Genomic DNA, 590 nt, shown 5'->3' with positions numbered 1-590 from the left:
TCTCTTGGCTCCGCCTTTAGTAAGTTACAGAGTGTGGGTTTATATACTAAGACAGAGCACCGAACTGTGAAGTATCTTAACAATTTAATAGAACAAGACCATCGACCTATTAAACGACGAAATAAGTTTTATCAAAGTCTCCGTACAGCCTCTTCCACGATTAAGGGCATGGAGACCCTTCGAGGAATATATAAAAAGAACCGAAGAAATGGAACGCTCTTCGGCTTTTCGGTGTCTACTGAAATCAAGGTATTAATGGGAATACCAGCCTAAGATATTTGGAGTTCAGAGAGAACGCGTTTGATTTTCAAACTTCGCAACAGAACCGCATTACCTAATTTGCCGGTGCCCGGGGACTTGACGGTCCTACAGGACTATTTACCCTGGTCACCGAAAGTGCAGGAGATCTGCCACGAATAAATAATTCGAGTACAGCAGTGGCGCAATCCTTATGTTAGAGGGTTGCGCCACTTTTTCATATACGCCCGTTTAACGACCTCTTACAACGGAGTTTTTCGGTTCAATAACAAAAAGCCCACTCCGAAGAGTGGACCGTTCAAAAGATAAAAACTATTAATCAACACCATTTG

General features: G+C 42.5%; 1 protein-coding gene. It reads left to right on the top strand.

The genetic code is table 11. From position 1 onward, the window contains the following. Window positions 1–273: DDE-type integrase/transposase/recombinase (locus tag ACTQ40_RS10590; protein WP_441564128.1), on the top strand; the 273-nt coding region annotated here is incomplete at its 5' end. Window positions 274–590 lie beyond the last annotated feature (317 nt).

This window comes from Collinsella sp. Sow4_D11, from assembly GCF_052116465.1.
GTDB lineage: Bacteria > Actinomycetota > Coriobacteriia > Coriobacteriales > Coriobacteriaceae > Collinsella.
This window is presented reverse-complemented; position numbering and strand designations above follow the sequence as displayed.